Annotated in this window: 27 protein-coding genes and 1 pseudogene; 19 read left to right on the top strand and 9 right to left on the bottom strand. The window is 51.9% G+C overall.

Annotated features, from left to right (window positions below; genetic code table 11):
• Positions 1-52: 52 nt before the first annotated feature.
• Entirely contained in the window at positions 53-298 is a 246-nt protein-coding gene (locus OWK27_RS20930) for a hypothetical protein (RefSeq protein ID WP_032623563.1), read from the bottom strand.
• On the opposite strand from OWK27_RS20930, the gene OWK27_RS20925 reads away from it, so the two are divergent.
• From OWK27_RS20925 to OWK27_RS20850, 15 genes and pseudogenes are all read left to right on the top strand, one after another.
• The gene (locus OWK27_RS20925; protein WP_022650026.1) at positions 291-791 is read left to right on the top strand and encodes an antirestriction protein ArdA; all 501 of its coding nucleotides are present in this window, start codon (positions 291-293) and stop codon (positions 789-791) included. The genes OWK27_RS20930 and OWK27_RS20925 overlap by 8 nt on opposite strands.
• Before the next feature lie 42 nt (positions 792-833).
• Positions 834-1,025 carry a hypothetical protein gene (locus OWK27_RS20920; RefSeq protein WP_022650025.1) on the top strand — a complete coding sequence of 64 codons (192 nt, stop codon included), beginning with the start codon at positions 834-836 and terminating at the stop codon, positions 1,023-1,025.
• Positions 1,009-1,173: a hypothetical protein gene (locus OWK27_RS20915; RefSeq protein WP_154299603.1), complete on the top strand. Its 165-nt coding sequence runs from the start codon at positions 1,009-1,011 to the stop codon at positions 1,171-1,173. The genes OWK27_RS20920 and OWK27_RS20915 overlap by 17 nt, the downstream gene beginning before the upstream one ends.
• Positions 1,174-1,187: 14 nt before the next feature.
• Positions 1,188-1,442 (top strand): DNA polymerase III subunit theta, encoded by a 255-nt coding sequence (locus OWK27_RS20910; protein ID WP_022650024.1) that lies wholly within the window; start codon positions 1,188-1,190, stop codon positions 1,440-1,442.
• 697 nt (positions 1,443-2,139) lie between these two features.
• Positions 2,140-2,385, top strand: a complete 246-nt coding sequence (locus OWK27_RS20905; protein WP_032623592.1) for a DUF905 family protein — start codon at positions 2,140-2,142, stop codon at positions 2,383-2,385.
• A 68-nt stretch (positions 2,386-2,453) separates the two neighbouring features.
• Positions 2,454-4,439, top strand: a complete 1,986-nt coding sequence (locus tag OWK27_RS20900) for a ParB/RepB/Spo0J family partition protein (protein ID WP_267591142.1) — start codon at positions 2,454-2,456, stop codon at positions 4,437-4,439.
• Between the two features lie 42 nt (positions 4,440-4,481).
• The gene (gene psiB / locus OWK27_RS20895) at positions 4,482-4,904 is read left to right on the top strand and encodes a conjugation system SOS inhibitor PsiB (protein ID WP_120784901.1); all 423 of its coding nucleotides are present in this window, start codon (positions 4,482-4,484) and stop codon (positions 4,902-4,904) included.
• Positions 4,904-5,635, top strand: a complete 732-nt coding sequence (locus tag OWK27_RS20890) for a plasmid SOS inhibition protein A (RefSeq protein WP_267591141.1) — start codon at positions 4,904-4,906, stop codon at positions 5,633-5,635. The genes psiB and OWK27_RS20890 overlap by 1 nt, the downstream gene beginning before the upstream one ends.
• Positions 5,626-5,856, top strand: coding sequence for a hypothetical protein (locus OWK27_RS20885; RefSeq protein WP_045891847.1), 231 nt, complete (start codon positions 5,626-5,628; stop codon positions 5,854-5,856). Before OWK27_RS20890 ends, OWK27_RS20885 begins: the two co-directional genes overlap by 10 nt.
• Before the next feature lie 190 nt (positions 5,857-6,046).
• Positions 6,047-6,196, top strand: a pseudogene (locus OWK27_RS20880) (DUF5431 family protein); the annotation flags it as partial.
• The gene (locus OWK27_RS20875) at positions 6,141-6,266 is read left to right on the top strand and encodes a type I toxin-antitoxin system Hok family toxin (protein ID WP_224753136.1); all 126 of its coding nucleotides are present in this window, start codon (positions 6,141-6,143) and stop codon (positions 6,264-6,266) included. The pseudogene OWK27_RS20880 and the gene OWK27_RS20875, both read left to right, overlap by 56 nt.
• A gap of 878 nt (positions 6,267-7,144) precedes the next feature.
• Positions 7,145-7,417 carry a DUF905 family protein gene (locus tag OWK27_RS20865; protein ID WP_049222004.1) on the top strand — a complete coding sequence of 91 codons (273 nt, stop codon included), beginning with the start codon at positions 7,145-7,147 and terminating at the stop codon, positions 7,415-7,417.
• Positions 7,418-7,462: 45 nt separating this feature from the next.
• Entirely contained in the window at positions 7,463-7,822 is a 360-nt protein-coding gene (locus OWK27_RS20860; protein WP_045891845.1) for a hypothetical protein, read from the top strand.
• Positions 7,823-7,909: 87 nt separating this feature from the next.
• On the top strand, positions 7,910-8,173 hold the full coding sequence (locus tag OWK27_RS20855; RefSeq protein WP_045347622.1) for a hypothetical protein: 264 nt from the start codon (positions 7,910-7,912) through the stop codon (positions 8,171-8,173).
• 40 nt (positions 8,174-8,213) lie between these two features.
• The gene (locus OWK27_RS20850) at positions 8,214-9,044 is read left to right on the top strand and encodes an N-6 DNA methylase (protein ID WP_267591140.1); all 831 of its coding nucleotides are present in this window, start codon (positions 8,214-8,216) and stop codon (positions 9,042-9,044) included.
• An 18-nt stretch (positions 9,045-9,062) separates the two neighbouring features.
• On the opposite strand, the gene OWK27_RS20845 is transcribed toward OWK27_RS20850, so the two are convergent.
• Positions 9,063-9,290, bottom strand: coding sequence for an XRE family transcriptional regulator (locus OWK27_RS20845; RefSeq protein ID WP_369794051.1), 228 nt, complete (start codon positions 9,288-9,290; stop codon positions 9,063-9,065).
• Positions 9,291-10,072: 782 nt separating this feature from the next.
• Between OWK27_RS20845 and OWK27_RS20840 the strand changes: the two genes are divergently transcribed.
• Positions 10,073-10,315 (top strand): hypothetical protein, encoded by a 243-nt coding sequence (locus OWK27_RS20840; protein ID WP_022650012.1) that lies wholly within the window; start codon positions 10,073-10,075, stop codon positions 10,313-10,315.
• An 82-nt stretch (positions 10,316-10,397) separates the two neighbouring features.
• Positions 10,398-10,964: a DUF5983 family protein gene (locus OWK27_RS20835; RefSeq protein WP_267591139.1), complete on the top strand. Its 567-nt coding sequence runs from the start codon at positions 10,398-10,400 to the stop codon at positions 10,962-10,964.
• 91 nt (positions 10,965-11,055) lie between these two features.
• Here the strand turns inward: OWK27_RS20835 and OWK27_RS20830 are convergent, their stop codons facing one another.
• Entirely contained in the window at positions 11,056-11,364 is a 309-nt protein-coding gene (locus OWK27_RS20830) for a molybdopterin-guanine dinucleotide biosynthesis protein MobC (RefSeq protein WP_267591138.1), read from the bottom strand.
• A 230-nt stretch (positions 11,365-11,594) separates the two neighbouring features.
• On the opposite strand from OWK27_RS20830, the gene mobA reads away from it, so the two are divergent.
• Together mobA and OWK27_RS20820 are read left to right on the top strand one after the other, a co-directional pair.
• Positions 11,595-11,930 carry a plasmid mobilization protein MobA gene (gene mobA / locus OWK27_RS20825; protein WP_267591137.1) on the top strand — a complete coding sequence of 112 codons (336 nt, stop codon included), beginning with the start codon at positions 11,595-11,597 and terminating at the stop codon, positions 11,928-11,930.
• A gap of 21 nt (positions 11,931-11,951) precedes the next feature.
• A complete protein-coding gene (locus OWK27_RS20820) occupies positions 11,952-14,651 on the top strand; it encodes a relaxase/mobilization nuclease domain-containing protein (protein ID WP_324291177.1) in 2,700 nt (899 codons plus the stop codon).
• A gap of 66 nt (positions 14,652-14,717) precedes the next feature.
• Here OWK27_RS20820 and OWK27_RS20815 read toward each other — a convergent pair whose 3' ends face one another.
• The 6 genes from OWK27_RS20815 to excA all read right to left on the bottom strand — a co-directional run bounded on the left by OWK27_RS20815 (position 14,718) and on the right by excA (position 21,100).
• Positions 14,718-14,921 (bottom strand): hypothetical protein, encoded by a 204-nt coding sequence (locus tag OWK27_RS20815; RefSeq protein ID WP_133147680.1) that lies wholly within the window; start codon positions 14,919-14,921, stop codon positions 14,718-14,720.
• 133 nt (positions 14,922-15,054) lie between these two features.
• Positions 15,055-15,324: a hypothetical protein gene (locus OWK27_RS20810; RefSeq protein WP_022650007.1), complete on the bottom strand. Its 270-nt coding sequence runs from the start codon at positions 15,322-15,324 to the stop codon at positions 15,055-15,057.
• Between the two features lie 73 nt (positions 15,325-15,397).
• On the bottom strand, positions 15,398-17,698 hold the full coding sequence (gene trbC, locus OWK27_RS20805; protein ID WP_267591136.1) for an F-type conjugative transfer protein TrbC: 2,301 nt from the start codon (positions 17,696-17,698) through the stop codon (positions 15,398-15,400).
• Between the two features lie 3 nt (positions 17,699-17,701).
• Positions 17,702-18,886 (bottom strand): thioredoxin fold domain-containing protein, encoded by a 1,185-nt coding sequence (locus tag OWK27_RS20800; RefSeq protein ID WP_267591135.1) that lies wholly within the window; start codon positions 18,884-18,886, stop codon positions 17,702-17,704.
• A 52-nt stretch (positions 18,887-18,938) separates the two neighbouring features.
• On the bottom strand, positions 18,939-20,147 hold the full coding sequence (locus OWK27_RS20795; RefSeq protein ID WP_267591134.1) for a conjugal transfer protein TrbA: 1,209 nt from the start codon (positions 20,145-20,147) through the stop codon (positions 18,939-18,941).
• Between the two features lie 320 nt (positions 20,148-20,467).
• Positions 20,468-21,100: a plasmid IncI1-type surface exclusion protein ExcA gene (gene excA, locus OWK27_RS20790; protein WP_267591133.1), complete on the bottom strand. Its 633-nt coding sequence runs from the start codon at positions 21,098-21,100 to the stop codon at positions 20,468-20,470.
• Positions 21,101-21,132 lie beyond the last annotated feature (32 nt).

Below are 21,132 nucleotides of genomic sequence, written 5' to 3'. Positions count from 1 at the left end.
ACGTCCGTGCGGTCTGCGGCTAACGCCGTGCCTTCACTTTAGCCCGATCGCTTCAGATGCAAGGGTTCGCTCCGCCGCCATCCTCGCCCGGTCGCAGATTTTTACGCCTGATGCCGTTCTTTCCGTCGTTCTCCCGCTCAATATTCGCGGGAGAACCGTCCAGACCGTCATCGCTGTTTATCTGCGCTGCGGCCTCCGGTGTCGCCCCTGCATCTTCCGCTCGAAGTCGGGCTGTCGTGTCGGCACGGCGTAAGCCGGAACTCAGACGACACAGACACTGGAGGAGTTTTATGAACACTACCACCCCGGCGATTTATGTAGGTACATACCACAAATACAACTGCGGTAGCCTCTACGGTAAATGGTTTGACCTCACCGACTTTGATGATAAAGCAGAGTTTCTGGAAGCCTGCAACGAGCTGCACGCCAATGAATCCGACCCGGAACTCATGTTCCAGGACTGGGAAGGGATCCCGTCAGCATTTGCATCCGAATCTTCCGTTGACTGGAATTTCATTGAAGCCTACAAGCGCGCAGTAGAAGACGGTATGGATGCTGCATTTATTGCCTGGGTGGAATACTCCGGAGAGTGTGATTATGACGCCTTCGAGGATGCTTATTGCGGAGAAGCTGAGAGCGAAGAGGACTACGCCTGGACTATGGCAGAAGAGTGCGGCCTTCTCAATGACATTCCGGAATCGCTGCGTTGCTATTTCGATATGGGAGCCTGGGCGCGGGATTTGTTCCTGGATGGTCTGGTATTTCTGGATGGCTACGTGTTCAACGGTTGATGTCAGAGGCGGGGCAGGGCCCCGCCACAAAGGAGAATAAAAATGAAACTTGATCCACAGACCCGTGACATCCTGCGTCAGTACAAAAATATTATTAACGCCCGTCGACGTGAAAATGGTCAACGGGAATTAAGAACGGAGCAGGTGATCGACGAAATATGCTATTACATGACCTGCCAGCGTGCGGTGTATATCGGCGGTCATTTCATTTTGCAGGGTGGAAAAGGTAACTGATAACCTGGCAGGCGGTATCATCCGCCTGTTAGCCCGCGCGAAAAACCCTGGCAGGCTTTGCCTGCCGGCGGTTGTTACCGCGCCTGCGGCGCAGCAACAAACCGCCCCGGCAGAAAAAGTCAGCAACGATCTCGTTGCAGGCGCGTGAAAGAGAGGAAGAACATGAGCGAATTTAATCTTTCGGTACGTTCAAAAGAGGATCAGGACAGGATCGCCGTAGACCTGGCCGCGTCAGGTGTGGCATTTAAAGAGCGGCTAAATCAGCCAGTGGTGCCGGAAATTGTGGCACGAGAGGTGCCCGAAGAGCTTCGCGAATATTTTCTGGAAAGGTTGCGCCATTACCGCCAGCTTAGCCAGCAGTTGCCGAAAGCCAGCGATCCACAATATTCAGAAATGGCTGAGGCAAATAAAAAGTAATTTTTTCAGTAAGATATGCTGTAAATCAAACTCATTGCCTTTGTTGCAGTGGGCGTCCGGGCGGGCTGTCATGCTTCGCACAGAGCCAGCAAAGCTGTCTCTGCCCGGCCCCTGCGGGGCAGCGGGTGTCCATCCCATGACGCAACCCCCATCGCTTGCAGCAGCCGTTCCGGCTGCGCCGCTCAGTCGCGCCGTTTCCTGCGCTCCCTGCATCACGCCCTAAATACCCCGTCGTGATGTAGGGGGCAATGTCGTTTCGCCGCGCGCGGCTTCCCGTCATTGCGGCGTGTCCCTGCCCATTCCATCCGGTCCTTTTACACCCCTTTGAGTCCCTCCTCCGGGTGCTGAGACCGCCACAGTCCTCGTGGCTGTCCAGGGTGAATGCTGACGCACGGCCACCAAAACTTTTTGCAAGCAAAAACTTTTTGCGTCCGCCCCGGACATCTGCCTCGGCCGGTGTCGTTTACGCACCTGCGGCGAAGGTTCTCAAACGGGTGATGTTTTATCCCCCGGGAAAGTTCAGCAGGTTCCCGCGAAACGTCAAAACCGCGGCTCCCGTAACTCAACGGGTGATGGGTTTTAAAACCAGCCACTTTTTTAAAGGAAGTATTCAGTGGGAAAAACATTACAGGAATTTCTGAATCAGCCAGTGCTGCTGCGCGAACCCACCGCCGAAGAAAACGAACTGGCGGCTCTATTGAATGGCAGTACCGTCACTGCACCCGTGGTGCTGCCTCAGGGGCCGTTTACCCGTGAAGAGGCGACCGCTCTGGTGGCGCAGTACACCAACGTCAGTATTGAGAACGATCAGGGTACTTATTTTCAGCTTGTTGTGCGGGGTGAAGAAGGGTTTTTGACGAAGTGCGCGTGGAACTTTGAGAACGACGTGGGGGCATTGCTTAACCGCGCTCTTGCCAGTTACAGAGCCAGAAAACAGCAGTAAGAAGGTGCCCTGTCGGAGCTGTCACTCCGCAGGGCAAGACAATCATTAATACTGAGAGGTACTAAATCATGACAGTTGCAGATGTTAAATCAAAAGCACCAAAAAAAACCAGTAAGAATAAAACTGCCGGAAACGAGGCGCTGAAAACAGCCCTCGATGCGGCAGTCATTGAGTATGTTCCGCTGACCGATCTCATTAAATCACCGCTGAACGTGCGCACGATTCCCTACACCACCGAGAGCGTTAAGCGACTGGCTAACTCCATTGAAAGCCTCGGACTGCTTCACAATCTGGTTGTCCATGCCCTGCCCGAGGGAAAATACGGTGTGGCAGCAGGTGGTCGGCGTCTGACTGCGCTGACGCTCATGTCTGAAATGGGGCGTATCAAACCGGATTATCAGGTTCCGGTTAAACGTGTCAGCGACGAGCTTGCTGTTGAGGCTTCTTACGCCGAGAACAACGAGCTTGAAACCATGCACCCTGCCGAGCAGATCACAGCGTTTGGTACGCTGGCGGCGCAGGGAAAAACTCCCGCGCAGATTGGTGAGGTGCTTGGGTACGGTTCCCGCCACGTCCAGCGCATGCTCAAACTTGCCAGTCTTGCCCCGTCACTGCTTGCACTTCTGGCAGAAGGTCAGCTTGATGTTGAACAGTGTCAGGTGTTGTGTCTTGAAAGCGATCCTGAGCGTCAGGTTGCTGTTTACGAAAGCGTAAAGGAGGAATGGGGACGCACTACCGTAAACGCACTTAAAAATCGTATTACGGAAAGTGAAATTTCTGTCTCGCATCCACGTTTCGCATTTATCGGGCGGGAAGTTTATGAAGCCGCAGGCGGAATTGTCCGTGAAGATCTGTTCAGTGAGCAGGAAGGGGACGGAACAGTAGACAGTCTGCTTGTTGAACGTCTGGTACTGGAAAAACTTGAATTGATCGCTCAGGAAATCCATCAAAAAGAGGGCTGGATGTGGGGTACCGGACGTCTGGCTGCAATTAACCTTTACGGACCTGACGGAAAGGACTACCGCATTCTGCCGGAGCCAGATGCAATCTACAGCGAAGATGACAGCCGCCGTATCGATGAACTGTCCGACAAATTTAACGCTCTGGATCCTGACAGTGATGAAGCCGAGGCCATTAGCAGCGAAATATCCCTCATTGAACATGCCGCTGAGCTTCGTGGGTGGACAGAAGATCTGAAAGCAAAATCAGGCGTGGTGGTGAGCTACATGCACGGTGCGCTTCGTATTCAGCGTGGTATATGCCGCATGTCTGATTTACCTGACCATGACAGTAACGGAGAGGATTCCGCGCAGTCTCCTGCCGTGACTCATATGCATCGACCTGATGCAGCAGAAGGGATCAGCATCCCGCTGCTCACCAAAATGTCATCCGAGCGCACTCTGGCGGTACAGGCCGCGCTAATGCAGCAACCTGAAAAGGCTGTGGCGCTTATGGTCTGGCGTATGTGTACCTGCGTTTTTGCTGGATGTGTGACCACGCCGCATCCGTTCCGTATCAACCTGACCGTTTCTCACAGCAGCCTCACTGAGAACGCCCCATCCGGTAAAGAAGGCGCAGCGTTTGAAGCCCTGATGACCGAAAAAGAGCGCCTGAAAACCCTGCTGCCAGCAGGATGGGAGAAGGACTTCACGACCTTCTTCGCCCTGAACGGAGAGGTACTGATGTCATTGCTGGCCTTCTGTGCGGCTTGTTCCGTCGATGGTGTACAGACGCGTGATAATGGACACACATCACGCAGCCCTCTCGATACGGTTGAGGCCGCGATAGGTTTTCACCTTCGCGACTGGTGGCAGCCTACAAAAGAGAACTACTTCGGTAGCCTGAAACATTCACAGATAGTCACTTCACTTAAAGATGCAGGTCTGACTGGTGCCGCTGCTGACGCAGAAAAAATGAAGAAAGGCGACGCGGCAGTGCATGCGGAGTTCTTTATGAAGCAGAACCGTTGGGTTCCTGCATGGTTACAGTCACCGCAGCCTGATACAAAAGACAGCACCGATACCGACACTGACAACGCGGCAATTGCCGCCTGATAAGGATAGCCGCCCTACGGGGCGGCAATAAGGAGATATCTGATGAATATGCCAAATTTTAAGCTTTCCTCCATGATCGGTGAAGATTTCGAAACCTGCCGCGCCGCTGGTTACTCCTATCGCCGTGAGATGACACACGCTGTTATGGGGGCACTGAGTGCGCCTGCAAACTGGGATGTTAACGGGGAGTATCGTAGCGAGTTCGGGGGCTTATTTCCCGTGCAGATCCGTTTTTCACCCACTCATGGCCGATTTGAAGTGGTTCTGTGTAGTCCTGGTGAGTTTAGTCAGGACTGGATCATGCTGTTGGTCTGGAGAAAAGGGCAGGAAGTATCCTGTATCCGCTCATGCCCACAATTTGACGCTGCTGTGATAAACCATGTGCTGAGCCTGACCAGCAGGCTGGACAGTGATGGGTACTCAATATTCGATATTCTCTCAACGCTGCGAATGGAGGTGGCCTGATGATCCCTCGTCACCTTTCTCTTGTCACGCAACTGCCGGAGCGTGAGGCAGCGTTACGAGCCATTATTGCCGTAGAAGAGGGGGGCGGGCGGTACGGAAGCCGATACCCGCAGCCATATCCCTATGCCAGAGCATTTTTCCGGTTCCTGAGTGGTAGCAGTAAAATTAGCGGAAAGGCGATCAACCAGGTGCGCGGGGCGTACTGGCTGAAGGGGGATAAAATTTCTCTGGCCCGATATGAAGAGGCGTTTGACATACTGATCAGTAGCCGCGGTCGCCTGTGTTACCCTCCGCTCGGTACCGACATGGTGCAGAACCTGTTTCCGGAGCAGGCGTTCAGCATCAGAGAACGCCACACGCAGCGGGAAGTGCGCGAGGATAATCTTTATTCCCGTCAGGAATCACGACGACACCGTGAAAAGGAAGAGAAATACCAGAACCGCGTGGGGCAGGCTGAAATCGACCTGGCATTTCAGACACCGGAGACACTGCGCGCATGGTATGAGTTCTGGTCCCAGCAGGATATACGGGACTATGACATCCAGCGAATGTTGTGGGCGTGGACGGAACGCAGCCCGTCACTGTCTCATCTGGTGAAGGCTTACTACGACCGTGCGCATGAGATCGTACTTGATGTACATGATGTGGCGGAGTCTTCGACACCGGCGGAAAAAGAGCTTGAACGGTGGATGGTACCAAACAAAATTACGCTGAGGTTGGTATGGCCGTAAGAAACAACCCGTGGAAAACAGAGCTGAAGGTTGCCCGCAGCCAGCGTAATAAGCTGAAAACCATGTCGGAAAAGCTGAAAGACATGTGCTGTGAGTGGGACGGGTTAAGCGGCTGGCTGGAAACAGAAAGTGAGCGACTCGCAGAAAGCATTGATCAGCATCTTGAGGCGCTCGACGAACAGATACACAACTGGTCCACAGGCAGAAGTGATCCTGATTAAACCTGTCAAAGGTGACGATTTATCCAGTAATCAGTCTGTTATTCCTGGGCAGAATCGGCTCGTCGGGATATAATGGCGATGGCGCTTGAGGCTTTTTGCCTCATGACGTGAAGGTGGTTTGTTGCCGTGTTGTGTGGCAGAAAGCAGAAAGCCCCGTAGTTAATTTTCATTAACCCACGAGGCCCCCTGTATGTCTCAACAACAACAGTATGGCCTCTTACCGAGCTTAATGCAAGGAGGAGTAAACCATGAAACTGCCGCGAAGTACCGTTATCTGGTGCGTACTGATAGTGTGTCTCACACTGCTGATATTCACTTACCTGACGCGGAAATCGCTTTGCGAAATTCGCCTGAGGGACGGACAACGGGAGGTCGCTGCAATTCTGGCTTACGAATCCAACGGTAAGTAGCAACCTGGAGGCGGGGGAAACCCCGCCTTTTCAGGGCTGAGTTGGTTTGACATGCCTGAAGCGCCTTTATGAAGGGGTTGCCGGTTCGCCGGTAGCCCCTTTTTCCATCCCGACGCGACCGCACGCCTGAACTTCCGGGACGGACCGTACCCCTGCGGGGGGCGGGGGAAGCGGGGCGCGCCTCCAGCGCTGCCCCTCTGCTCCGTCTGGTATGTCCTCGCTCAATCACTCAATTCCTGGCTGCTGTTAATTCACACTGTTGCGATTAGTCTGCTGAGGCTGTGCTTCAGGCAGGACTTTTCCGTGTGCCTCATCCTGTCTGTTTTGATCGATTTCCTGCTGGTTAGTTCTCTTCGCTACAGTTCCGTGATGGCCAGAGCCAGAAAGACGGGCAGGGCAATGGCCACCTTCGGCTCCTGGCCCGCGTGGCGGTCCAGTCGTCGAGCCCCACTCCGCCAGGCAGCTGCTTACGCACCAGCCAGTCTCCGCCGAACCCGCAAGCGGTTTCGGGCTATCGCTAGGGTCTGATGGCAAAGGTCAACAGCTGCGGCTTCTCCGGCCGTACCGTCCGAAACGCCTTCACCGCGCCGGCGAAGCCGTCGCTTTAATGGCGCCACGCCGTTCCGACGTGTCGGGTGTGTGCATCCTGTTCGCCCGCGTGAGCCCATCCCCCGTGTGTCCTCACGCGGAGGGCTGGTCGTAGCACCGTCAGGTCGTCATCCAAAGGGTTAAGTGAACGCCGCCAAAACTTTTTGCAAGGGACTGCAAAAACTTTTGTCTGCGCCCTTTTCCTGCCGCCCCGCCGTCGCTCCTTTGCCCTTTGCCGCGAGAGAACTCACCAGGGAGATGGGCAACCATCACCACAGGAGAAAACCAGGATGTACACACGAAACGTCAACGTCAAAACCGCCGCTCAAGAATCTTCCAGGAAGATGGAGGAAGAACAAAACCCTGTTTCTGTCGCGCAGGAATGGGTGGCACAGGCCACTGCGCTGAAAGCGGGTGTCACTGTCACCGTGTCTGAAGTATCCCGATACGGCGATGTGCAGGTGGAAATCCGCACCAACGGAACGCTTAACTGGCGCGCCTGGTCGTTTGAACCGGATTTTCTTTTTGATCTGAAACGCAACCTGCAATACGTACAGCAGTAACCCCACGCCGGATATCCGGCATGTACTAATAAAAGGAGATAAACCATGCATTTACACACGACTGACTCTTTCGCTTCTCTTGATTCCAGCGCCAGCGCTGAATCTGAAATGGCCTACTGGCTGAGCCGCGAAAAGTCCGCACTGATCGCCCCCGTGGAAATCGATGTGAACAAATTCCACGATGCGGCGGGAATGCACCCACCGATGATCAACTGGCGTTGTGATACCGCGCAGGACACTGAAACCTTCATGCTGGCAGAGATGATCTGTATGAACGTGACGGACATTTTTGTCCGTATTGGAAAGCGTTATTTCCGCGTACGTGATTACAGCAACCTGAATCACGCCGATATCGTGGAGAAGGTGAAAGCAGCATTCAGCCCTGAGAACCAGAGCCAGAAATGAAAAAAGCAGGCTTACGCCTGCTCCATCCACGCCGGATTTGAGCGATTCCAACGAAAAAATCCGGCCTTCACCAAAAGGAACAAACCCATGCAATTCAGTGAAGTTTCGATTGTTACACCAACCGCCCTCTATGTCCAGATGCAGGAGGCTCAAAACGCGCCCGTGAAAAAGCAGGTGCGTATCAAACGCGGTGAAATTGCCAGCAATGCCCTCAGTCCGGAAATGCGGGCACTGGGGCGTCATATTGCGCACTGCCGGAAAAAGGGGCGATCCGTACGTATTCCCGCCATGCGCGGGAGCGAGTGGGGTCATGTGCTGCGCACGCTTGAATTGAGCCGCGCCTGTAACTGACAACAACGCCGCCCCTGACGGGGCGGCAGGAGAAAAAACCATGACCCAGATTAGCTTTGCCGATTTCTTCAATGAGACAAAAAAGCGCGGAGCCGCCCGCCCTGTCGTGCAGACGGCTCCGGCTGTCCAGTCCGAGCCAGCCCTCCCGCGTCTTATCAGCATCGACACCGCGCGTAAGCAGTTTATCAGTCTGTTTAACCAGACTGCCCGCCACCTTCACCGCTGGGATGTATTCAGCGATTTTGTCAGACTTGCCGCGAGCGAACTGGATATTGCGCGGGTGAGAACGCCAGAGAACGCGGAAAATTGCCGGAAGATCTGCGCGCGATACGACGCTGACGATATCCGCAATTTTCATGAGTTGTTCCGCCTGATGGTGTGTGCGCTGGAGGCTAAATTCCATGACTTCATCGGCTCAATTTTTATGGAGCTTGAGCTGGGGTCGGGAGGTATGGGGCAATATTTTACCCCCTATTCTGTCCAGTCAATGATGGCCAGAATGCTGGTTTCCGGCATTAAAGAGACGGTCACGCGGGAGGGTATCGCGACGATAAGCGATCCGGCCTGCGGTTCGGCAGGAATGATTATTGCCTATGCTGAATGTCTGCTTGAGGCTGATATCAATCCCTCCGCGCACCTGTTCGCAAGTTGCATCGATATTGATCCGGTTGCTGCCGATATGGCATTTATCCAGTTGTCTCTTTTGGGGATTGCGGCGGAGGTGGTGACAGGGAACACGCTCACTATGCAGTTCAATCGTGTACGGTATACGCCTGTTTACTATCTCAACGACTTTGAAGCGAAGCTGAACACTCAGCGCAGACTTAAAGCTATGATGGACTTTATGCGCGATTTATCGAAAGCCGCCTGATGAGGGCAGGGGAGGTGCTCAGCGCCTCCCGATGAGTCCAGCAGCGCCGGTTAGTGTCTGGATCATGGTAATTATCTTTTCTTTGGTGGTTTTCCGGTGTCCGAAGGAAGGAACAGCAGCAGCGATAGAAAGTGTTACGGTTGCCAGCTCTACTACCCGCGATACCTTTTCCGACTTCTCGTAAACTTTCCATGTTCGCAGGCTGACTCCAAGCTCTTCGGCCGCCCTGTCACTGCTCCAGTTCATACCTTTTCGCCATAAACGAAGTTCATAACCCGTCATTTTCTGATACCTAAATAAGTGCAGATTCTGCACTTATTTTAGTGTTTTTTTTGTGGGGAAGTACATACGAATAAAGTGCAGATTCTGCACTTTTATTGATTTTTTTTGTGGATTAATTTGATGCTAAATGACGACGAAAAGCATGTTGTCAGGACTGACATCTGGGTACCTTCGGCTCCCCGTCGCTGCCGGGTCGTCGCCTGCACTTCGCGTGTCGCCGTACGCCCACCGCGCTACGCGGAGCCGCACGCGTCTCCGTCCTGACGGATAGCAAGCGATACCTGAACCCATCCCGCTTGCAGCTGCCGTTCCGGCAGCGCCGCTCCCACTGACCGCCACGGCGGCCGCAAGGGAACGCCGGATTAACCGGCGCCTTCTGCCGTCCTGTCCGTTTCTGCCGTGAAAGCCTTTCATTACTTATGCACTCTGACAGAGCGCCTCTGTTCAGCAAGGGACGCTGACGCTTTCCGTCCAGATTTTTTCTCGCAGGCTCCAAATAATCTGTCCTTCACCCCTGCTTTCCATCGTCACCCTGTCAGGGCATTAGCGTAATGAAGGCATTTCCCTCATTGCAAGAAAACGGAAAAGGACGACGGCAGAAAAGGCCGGATGGCCTGCAAGATTTGCGTCATAAGACGCGCAGGATATTGCCGGAAGACTGGCAATAAAAAAGCAGGGCGGGTGCCCTGCCTGTTTACACGGGCTGCTGTAACAGCTCGTTATCACAATGACTCTGAGGAGGCACTATGAAAGACCAGTTCATCGTCGCATGTCGCGAATACTTTGTAAAGGAGCGGGTTAAAACCCGTCATCCACGGAAAATCCGCGAAACGTTGAAACCAGACGCTATCGCGCCACATCTGAAACAACTGGGGACATCACTTGTCCGTTGCGGGCGTATTCATAAACCGATCCATATTCCAGCACTTAACGGGGCTGAATGGGATCACGTCCTGAGTACGCTTGAGCTTTCCCGCGCGTACGCCTGATAACCACCGCCCTGCAACGGGGCGGTAATTTAATAACACAGTGCCGGAGTATTATCCGGCACATTTTTGGAAGGAATGGAACATGCCACACTACATATCCCGTGCGCCTCATGGCGTTACCTGTATCCGTCTTGATAACGGTGATGAAGCTCTCTTTGTGAATGGAGAACTGATTTCCTCATGTACAGCCAGTGAACTTTATCCGCGTATTATTGCATCAGGGTTTAACCTGTCGACGGCACTTAGCTTGCCATTTAAACAGATTACTGCTCAGGTTCCTGATAACCCTAAATGGACATGGGAGGATGTTACTGCATCGCTCGGATGGGGACAGCGTACTGAACTTAATCACAAAGTTTTGCGTTCTGTTCTGGAATGTAGTCTGAGCCATATTACGCGGAGGGATAGCGAGATTCTGAGCGAACTATGTCACGCCGAGTATGAAAGCGAATGGATCCATGAATCCGATCTGGGTTACATCATTCGTGTTGATGCCGTCAGTTATCCGCTTCTCATTCTGAAACATCATGGTATTTCAAAAGCGGCGAGAATAGTGATTTACACTGCCATGATAAAGGCTGACATCAGCATGGTTCATTTTACTTCATGGGGAGAAATGCTGGCAGACGTTCCGACCTTTGAATGGTAATTTCTACATCATCTCCCTTCTTACCAGGCTGAAAAAATATTCCATCCTGGTAAGAAATATTTCAGTACATCACATCTTAAGGATGCAGGAATTATTTCGTTGGTGATGACGAATTTCCTGCCGACGACCTGCGATATTTACGGGCTGGTTTGTTTTTATCAGCATCACGAACGATTTCACGAAGTGCTCTCTCACTGATTTCATACCCCGTGGTTTTTAGTGTCTCTTTAATGTCTGAGACCGTGTAACCTTTGGTCTTGACCAGTGCTAACAGGTCATCACGGATTGCATCCAGAAATTCCTTTTGTGATTTGCGCTGAGGTGTCAGATCCGGTAAACCAGCCAGAGCAACCTTTGCCAGCTCGATATCTTCATCTGAATAAAACGCCTTCTTACTCATCTTCTTACCCATTTCAGAATATTGTCATCCAAATCATAACATTGACCACTCAAAAGTGGCAGTGCTCCGCACTGCCTATGCCGTCAAATCGCCACTAGGCGAAACAGACAGCGAAGCGTATAATGGCTCAAAAGACGGGACAGGATGTGCATTTGTAATACCGCGCACGCACGATATTCCAAATGCCACCTGGTCAGGGCTCCGCCCCGACACCCGAGTAAGGAGCACACATGAGCGACAAAGCATCCCGAAGGGGAAGTGATAAACGGCAGAAAACCGTAATCAAGACCCTGAGGTTCACGCCGGATGAAATCGAAGAGATCGAAAAGAAAGCGGAAGCAGTGGGGCAAAGCGTATCGGCTTATATCCGTAACGCTGCGATGAACAGGAAGATGATTTCACTCATCGACGACAGCTTTATGACCGAGCTGTTAAGGCTGGGGAGACTGCAAAAGCATCTCTTTGTTGAAGGGAAACGAGTGGGGGATAAAGAGTACTCCACGGTCCTTGTCGCAATAACAGAACTGTCGACCACGCTCAGAAAAAAACTCATGAGTAACGATTAGCACGGAGAGAAGAACAACATCATGATCCCGGTTATTCCACCGAAACGACAAGACGGCAAGTCCTCCTTTGGGGACCTGGTGTCGTACGTTTCTGTTCGTGATGAACCGCGCGATGATGATTTAATGGAAGCCGTGAAAGCTTCCGGAACAAAGCCAGAAATGCCGCACAGCAGTCGCTTTTCCCGTCTGGTTGACTACGCTACTAAACTGCGCGATGAGTCGTTTATCTCGCTGGTTGACGTGATGCCTGACGGCGGGGAATGGGTGAATTTTTACGGTGTGACCTGTTTCCACAATTGCACATCAATTGAAAGTGCAGCTGAAGAAATGGAGTTCTCCGCACGTAAAGCGAAGTTTGCCCACAACAAAAGCGACCCTGTATTCCACTATATTCTGAGCTGGCAATCGCACGAAAGCCCGCGTCCTGAACAGATTTACGATTCGGTCAGCCATACACTTTCCCGTCTCGGTTTAGCGGGCCATCAGTTCGTTGCTGCCGTTCACACTGATACAGATAACCTCCACGTTCACATCGCTGTAAATCGCGTACATCCGGAGACTGGTTATCTTAACCGTCTTGCTTACAGCCAGGAAAAACTGAGTAAGGCCTGTCGTGAACTGGAGCTTAAACATGGGTTTTCACCTGACAATGGTTGCTATGTGATTGCCCCTGATAATCATATTGTTCGTCGTACTTCTGTTGAACGCGATCGTCAAAGTGCCTGGAAACGTGGCCGTAATCAGAGCCTGAGTGAATATATCGCTGACACGGCAATAGCTGGTTTACGGGAGTCACCGGTGACCGACTGGCCTTCTCTCCATCAGCGATTTGCGAAAGAAGGTCTGTTCCTGACAAAGGAGAGCGGCGAGCTAAAAGTGAAGGACGGCTGGGAACGTGAACGTCCTGGCGTTACGCTTTCTGTGTTTGGACACGCCTTTGATACCGATAAACTTATTCGTAAACTGGGTGAGTTTGTTCCTCCTGCACAGGACATTTTCACGCAAGTTCCGGCTGTCGGCCGCTATGAACCAGACAAGATTATTATGCCGTCTCGCCCTGAACGGATGACAGAGAAAGAATCCTTATCCGACTATGCGATCGCACGTTTACGGGCGCCGCTGATTGCACTTGATCAGGATCCAACGCAGCGAACCATACAGTCAGTGCATACGCTTCTGGCACAGTCTGGACTGTATCTGAAAGAACAGCATGACCGTCTGGTAATTTGTGACGGGTATGACTCAACGCGTACACCTGTCAGGGCGGAACGTGTGTGGCCTGCGCTAACGAAGGCTATTCTGGACTCGTATAAAGGAGGCTGGCAGCCGGTACCGAAAGACATTTTCCAGCAGGTTCCCCCTGCGGAACAGTTCACCGGCGGCGGTCTGGAAGCCACTCCAGTTTCCGATCGGGAATGGCGAAAACTGCGAACAGGTTCGGGCCCGCAGGGGGCGCTGAAACGTGAGATTTTCTCTGATAAGGAAAGCCTCTGGGGCTATGCGGTTTCACACTGCCGTCAGGATATTGAGATGCTGATCGGTAGTGGTGAATTTACCTGGGAACGCTGTCATGAGCTACTTGCGCGTCAGGGTCTGTTGCTGATGCGCGAGCAGCAGGGCCTGGTTGTGATGGACGCTTACAATCACGAACAGACCCCTGTAAAGGCCAGCCACGTTCATCCTGATCTGACGCTTGCGCGTTCGGAACCCCATGCTGGTTCGTTTGTTTCGGTGCCGGCAGACATCTTTGAACGTGTTAAGCCGGTCAGCCGTTACAATCCGGAACTGGCCGTGAGCGACCGCGATATTCCGGGTATGAAGCGTGATCCTGAATTGCGTCGCCAGCGTCGCGAAGCGCGCGCAGCTGCGCGAGAAGATCTGAAAGCCCGTTATGCAGCCTGGCGGGCTAACTGGCAGCGCCCTGATTTGCATGGCCGTGAACGTTACCAGGCGATTCATGACGAATGCAGGATGCGTAAAGCGCGCATCCGCATCGAACATCGTGACCCTCTGGTGAGGAAGCTGCATTATCATATTGCAGAGCTTCAGCGCATGCAGGCACTGATTGCGCTGAAAGAAACCATGAAGGCTGAACGAGCTGAGCTTATCGGGCAGGGGAAATGGTATCCGCCGTCTTACCGGCAGTGGGTTGAAGCTGAAGCGGTGAAAGGTGACAAGGCTGCGATATCGCAGCTGAGAGGATGGGATTACCGGGATCGTCGTGGTAATGCGGTGAAATCCACAACAGACAACCGATGTGTCGTTATCTGTGAGCCAGGCGGAACGCCGATGTATTCCGGTGTTCCTGGCCTGCGGGCTTCACTTAAGAAGAACGGTCGCGTCCAGTTCCGCGATCCGGAGACAGGCCGCCATATTTGTACCGACTATGGCGACAGGGTTATTTTCCGGAACAGTGGCGATTACGATGCGCTTAAGCGGGATATGGTCAAAGTCGCGCCGGTTCTCTTCAGCCGTTCTCCGAGCGTCGCGATGGCGCCGGAAGGGGATAATGAACAGTTCAATACAGCTTTTGCCAAAATGGTGGCATGGCACAATGTGAACCACCGTGATGAAGGTGAATACCAGATCTCGCGACCGGAGGTTGACCAGGTGCGTGTTGAAAGCGAGATGCGCTTTGCTGAAATGACAAATCAGGGGAGTAATACAGAAGCTGTGCGCAATGAGTCAGGACCAAACTGGAAACCACCTTCACCGTTATAAGCATTCGGGGACCAGATGGAATTTAGCCCGCAGATAAGAAATAAAAAAGGCCGCAAATGCGGCCTTTTAAACTTTTAGAGGATGTTTTATGTCATAACAAGCGACAATGCCCGTGACTACATGGAACGCAAGCAATACATAGGCAAAGCCGCATGATGTCCAGAAAACAGCAAAACTATCATCAGCACCTATGAAAGAAGCGAAAATAAAGAATAACTGAAGTGAGCAACCTGCAATAGATAAAACCAGTGTCTGTTTAGGAATGTTCATTCTCTGCCCCCTGTTTTATCAATCATACTTATCAATTTCCCGTACTGCCAGCAGAACGGGATAGTGTGAATCTGTGCCCAATCCGGAGGGTAGTATAATCAGGTCAAAAAAAAGGCCGCTTTCGCGGCCTTATTTAGTTGAATGCGATGCGTGGGACTAATTCCCATTCAGCATGGTCTTTCTTTAAAACACATTTGTATTCAGAACCATCATGCTTTATCTGCAACCCAACAGTATAAAGCTTCTCGCCATCGGAGCAGGCGTACACCTTCTGCTGGTTCGTGAGGAGGATGTTACGGATTTCAGTCAGCTGCGCCACGGCATCGGTGTCGATAACGGGCTGGGGCGCTGCAGCGGCAACGCATGAAAAACCAAAGAGGGCGGCAAATAGTAGCTTCTTCATTTCATTTCCTTCAGTTCTATATCATTTTGTTTATCGGCAGCGGTTCCTGAAACAAGACAATTTTTTTGAACTATCACTCTGGCCACTCCATATCCGGATGTGGTGAATCAGGCAGTTTCGGGGAGATAAATGGCTCGTTTCGATATCTGGAAGGAGGAATATAAGCCGGCTGCGGGAGTGTCAGCGTTCTCAGTATCGCATCTGGTGCGAGCTGAATTTCTTCAGCGCTTACTTGCGTCGGTTCCGATTCAGGCTTATTAAGCGTGATGTACCGTATTGTACGTTCCGCCATAGTGGTTGTTCTGATTACCTCCAGCGCTTCTTCCCAGAGGTTTTCTTCCCGTCCACGTTGGTCCGTATCATATTCAGTCATCAGATTATGCGCTTCCTGGCGATTGGCCAGACGCTGCTGAAAGGTATCGATTATCTTCCAGGGTTCAGCTTTTGCCGCTTTACGCCGACGCGAGGGCTTTTCTGTCAGAACACCAATGATTTTGCTGACGTTCTCCGGAGCCGGAAGACGGCGCTGCGCTGTTCGTGGAACAAGTTTACGTAGTTGCTTAAGGTTCGGAGGGTTAATCGTGATGTATCGGTTGATAATGACGGGTGCATTGCACGTTTTGTCCTGCGGCTCGATGTAGAAGGATGCTCCCGGAACCGGATCGCCCTGAAACACCGTGTAGTTCTCACCTGGCTGCAATTTAATCAGATCCTGCACATTGATTTTGTTCTCCATCTGAATATTGATGTGGTCGCCATCGATCCAGGAGGTACCAATGATACCGTCACGCCGTTGCAGGCTGACCATGTTCGCCCGGGCTTCCTGTCCTGCGGCATTAGTGATTGTCTTTGCCGTTTTATCATCACTTACGATTTTACCCGCAACCTTAGTGCCGGCGTTTTGCATCAGGGTGGCAACGTTTGTGGCTGAAGTCTGGCTTTCAATGCGCTCCTGGTCCTGGCTCATCATGACGATAGAAAAGTCCAGGGAACGTACCTGTGTGGCCTGAACGGCAATACGCTCGGTATAATAGGCTCCCACCTCGTCGAGATAGTTCATGTAGGGGAAGGGGCCTTTGTATTTGGTGATTTCGAGAGCTTCGGAATCTAGCCCTTCCAGACGATGTCCCAGGTCCCGGGCCAGTATCATGCTCTGCTGGGTAACAAACATTCTCCCCAGTGCAGAGGTTGTGTGCTGAGAGGTGTTCATTGCCGGGATAAGCACCAGGAGTATCCGGTCGCTGTGAATGCTGTCGCGAATATCAATGTCACCGGCATCCTCAGCGAAGATATTACCGAACGTTTCCGTAAATGTGTTGAAGGTTTCCAGAAACTGCCCAGTCAGGTAGCTGTGCTGCTTGCGCGGCTCTTCTGTCCAGGCTGAAGGCTGACGAACGGTGGCCATATCGAAACCCGGTACGTCTACCAGATAATTATAGAGTGGAGAGACAGCTTCCTCTGGCCATTGATCGTCTATGGCACGGCAGTAAAGCTCTGCCAGTTTCTCCAGTGGCATAAACTCGCGCAGCAGCTGCAACGACATGGTTTTGTTTTCACGGACGCAATAGAACTTTGTGCCAAAAACCAGCGCCTTGTTCATTGCAATTGCTCTGGACTGCCATTCTCCCCCCTGTACGTTGGTCGGCAGCATTGATTGCATCGTCTCAGCAACAAAGGCCTCAGTGCTATAGCAGAAGGGGTTCCACTGGTGAGACTGTGGCCGACTTTTATCACCGTTGTGGATCATCTCACTGCGGGACATGCCGCTATTCATGAAGTTGATGTACTCCACATCATCCTCACGCCCAAAGCGGCGGGCCAGGTAGTAGCAGGTGCGCGCCGTGTCGTTCTGCGCCTTACCGTCAACAAAGGTGAAGCCCCGACCCCAGCAAAATGAATTGAGCATCCACGCATAGATGGTTTCGGTTTTCCCTCCACCGGTCGAGGCAAAGAACATCACATGACGGGTCAGGTCATCAATGGTGAGCCAGAGTTCGCGACCGATATCATTCATTCGCCTGTAGCCGAGATAGAATATTCCCTTACCTTTACTTTCCTGCGTTGTTTCATACTGAAACAGTGAGGGGAACCTTCTGAACAGGCTGCGCCGTACCTTCCGGTCTTCAGAGGGGTCTACTTTATTCAGGTGGACAGGCATTCGCATGGGCATACGCCAGCGGTGTGTTCCAAAGCTGATGCTGGCCACGATGGCCAGCAAAAGCAAAAGCGGTATGGCGAGTGGCCAGATAAACCCCGCCACCACACTTCCTGCCATAATGCCGGCATACAGTAGGTGGTCGCGTAAAAGCTCAAGAACAGGGGAGTTCCAGGCATTGCGCTTCATGAGCGCCTGGTTTACGGGCGTATAATTCATGGTTTACTCCTGGATACTGAGGGAACTCACAAAGCGGTCGACCTGTTCTGGTGACATTGGATCTGTAATTTTCAGGAAGTGATCAATTTTATCCGGCGCGGTCAGCATGCCCGTTGCCAGGCGAATGCCCGTGTCAGTCAGCACTGTCGGCGTACCTGAAAAACCAAAGGTGCGGAAGCCAGTATCGTTTACGGCTACTACGGCCTGAGCCGACGCGGAACAGTCTGAGCTCACCTGTGGAGGTGTTGTCTGTCCCGGAACCAGCATACCTGCGTCCGGTCGGAAAAGATCACTCCATGCAACAGCACGAGCTGTCTGGTCCTTCTCGCATAAAACTGGAATGATCTTCTCTACAGCATCGCCGCCGTCATTCACGACTGATACAGGGAATACAACAACGTTGTAACGCTGCGCCAGCTGTTCGATTGCCGGCTCCATACTTCTGCAGACCGCACAGGTTGGATCGAGGAATGCATACAGCGTACGCTCATGCCCGGTTGAGAGCTGGATGGTGAACAGACCGCGATCGGTACTGCGCTTTAGTATTTCCACCATCTTCTGTCGCGCTGGCTGTTCCGTCGCTTCTTTTTTTACTGATGTGGTTGACGTTACCGGTGCTGGTGCTGTTTTCAGGGCTTCAGAAGGCGAAGCCGGTAAGGATTTATGACTTTCCTTCATAATATTCTGAATGTTGTCGGATTCAGCCTGGGCAGCCTGAATGACTGTATTGACTGCCGCCGGGTTGGCTGGCTCCTGAACAGCAACAGTCTGCCGCGGCCGGGCCGGTGCGATTGCGCCTGGTTCTGCCGGGATAGTCATTGTCTGGTTTCCCACATTGAGTGAGAAATGGTTGTCCGTACCCAGGAGCCATAACGAAGATGCTATCAGCGCGCCGCTCACAAACAGGGCAAGGGACTTAATACGGCGTTTCATTATTGCCTTACTCTGGGTTTTGAGGTGTCGCGCTATGGTGTTGAAGACTTCCGCCGCATCGTGCATCGGGTCATCAAGAAGTGTCACGGCTTCTGCTGAATATGGATAAAAAGCGATGAGCTTTTTATCGTGGATGGCCATACGCTGAGGCTCACGAAAGGTGAACAGGGCCTGAGGAACACCATGTCCATGTTGATGTAAAACCACAATGGTGTCGTTACAACGAAAGGTGGTGTAGGTGCTTTCCAGCGACATAATGAGACTCCAGTAGACAGTAAGTTAATTAGCGTCAGAAATGAGCGAAATTTCAGAAGATGAGATCGTCATCGTCGCCCGGGCGAGTGATGACATCTTCCGTGAGTGACCAGTTGGTCCGGATGCGACGCCTGCGGTCGCGGTCTGGCTGAGGTTCGTTCCAGATTAGCCCCAGGGACAGCATATCGATGCGCAATCCCTCAATGGCTTCATCGACGCAGGCTTGCGGGCAGGGGAGGCCAAGTCGGATAGCCTCGCTCTCGGTGCGGGCGACGGCGACGATACCTGCACCTTCAATAAATCCTTTGGTGGTGTTTGCCCGGTGCAGGGCATAGAAGAGTGGGCGGTCTACCCCCTTTAGCCATAGCCAGTTAGGTGGTGTCAGCCGTAAATCATGCGCGTACAGCCAGACCAGACCACTTCTGACGTAACGGTGCTCACGCAACCACTGTTTCGCGCCTTCGCTATGGATGACGCGCTTAAAAGCGGTTCTCGCCAGCGTATAGACCGGAACTGAGAATTTCCCCTTATCACGGCGGCTTTTTATCCGACAGGAGCGGTTCAGGGCATCCATTAATTGACGTGCGGCCGGTCGGTCGTCCAGGAAAAACTGAAGGCCGAATATTGCGAATAATGCCTTTTCATGAGGGGCGAGACTTTTCCATCCATTAAGTGGACGCCCCAGCTGGGCCATAAAAACAGCCCGGCAGCGGGCAACATCGAGCTGCATATTACTGATGAGTTCATGCTCTTCAGCGAAACCCTCAGGGCTTTGTGCCGGACGTCTTTCTGGACGACGTTTATCAAGCAACAGGCGACTGGAATCCCCCTCATTAAGAATGGGGGCAATTGCAGGAGAAATGGTTTCCATAGCGAAGGGCAGCGTGCTGATATTGAGTACCCGTCGCGTTTGCCAGTTTCGTGCTGGATGGCATAACCAGCTCCACAGCGAAGCGGTAGACAGGGGTATGAGGAATATCATCAGGATCACCGTCGTTTGCTTCATCACGTTGATCCACTGATCGTAAGTGATGTTTTCGGCATTGTTGGCGGTGACGGCCAGCAGGTTATAACGCGGTGCGGCCCAGGTGTGGAAGGGGCCAAAATCAGCCATGCCCCACAAGGTATGCAAAATGAAACATGACCAGTACACAAACTCAGGCAAGAACAGCCATGCAACAAGCAGAAGCATAATGCCCAGGATGGCGAGGGCTCCAAGAAATTCAAGCGGGTCAGTCGTTCCCGCGCGAGCGGATGTCATGGAAAAGCTCCCTAAATAAAAACGATGAAGACTAACTGAATAAACGAGGGCAGCAGAGCCCGAGCTTACGAAAAATTAGCAAGCGTATTTACTGCTGATAACGGCAGGTTGAATTATATTGATTGGTCAAGTATTAGATTGTTGAGGATCTGATACGGATCTCCTTTGTTTTAGTGAGGGCCATTAATAAGATGGGTTGTGGTTTTTATTATCATCATCTGTTTTAAAGTGAATTTTCAGAGCGATGATCTGCGTTAATGAAATCAATGAAAATAGCCGGCAATTAAACCGGCTATTTATTGGAGGGTATTGGATGTGTTTCAGACAAGAACGGGAACAGGTAGCCCTGTCAGAGATTCAATCTCGGCACGTTTTTTATTCACGACATCGTTGAAGTTGAAGTTATAGGTGTATCCTTTGTTGTTCATTGCATGCAGATGGTTAGCAATACTGGATGCAGCACCGGTATCGATAGTAATCATCGGCAATGATGTGAACCTAGTGAAGAGACGCAACTTTGAATCTTCAACTTCTGTACGTGTCAGGCTGTAAGCATCGAAGCCAATGACATCCATGACATTGCCCGGGTAGATTCGGACGTACAAAAAGGTTCCTTGCTGAAAGTCGAAACCCAGGTAGGTACTTTTCCAGAAGAGCCAGCCCTCAGAACCGCTTTCCGGGTTGAAATGCCCTGTCTCCTTGATTTTCTCAACAACAGCAAGGATCTTTTTTTTGCGTTTCTTGGCTATAACATAATTGATGGCAAATGGACCGAATAACAGTAAGCAACTTGTTATGGCGTATAGATATGCCTCCGGGCGTACGTACTCATCCATGATGATTGAAATGGAGCATAGAAAAAAAATCAGCAAGAAAGAGATTATACCGAACTTTAAAAATAAAGACTTTGCAACAGAGTATAAAACCCACCACTTAGGGAATCTATCTTTCACAGTAAACCCTCCTTAGGTATTTCACTCAATGT

The organism is Enterobacter cloacae complex sp. 2022EL-00788 (assembly GCF_026627565.1).
GTDB classification, from domain to species: Bacteria; Pseudomonadota; Gammaproteobacteria; order Enterobacterales; family Enterobacteriaceae; genus Enterobacter; species Enterobacter pasteurii.
The sequence above is the reverse complement of the archived record's forward strand: the minus strand, read 5'-3'. Positions and strand labels throughout refer to the sequence as shown.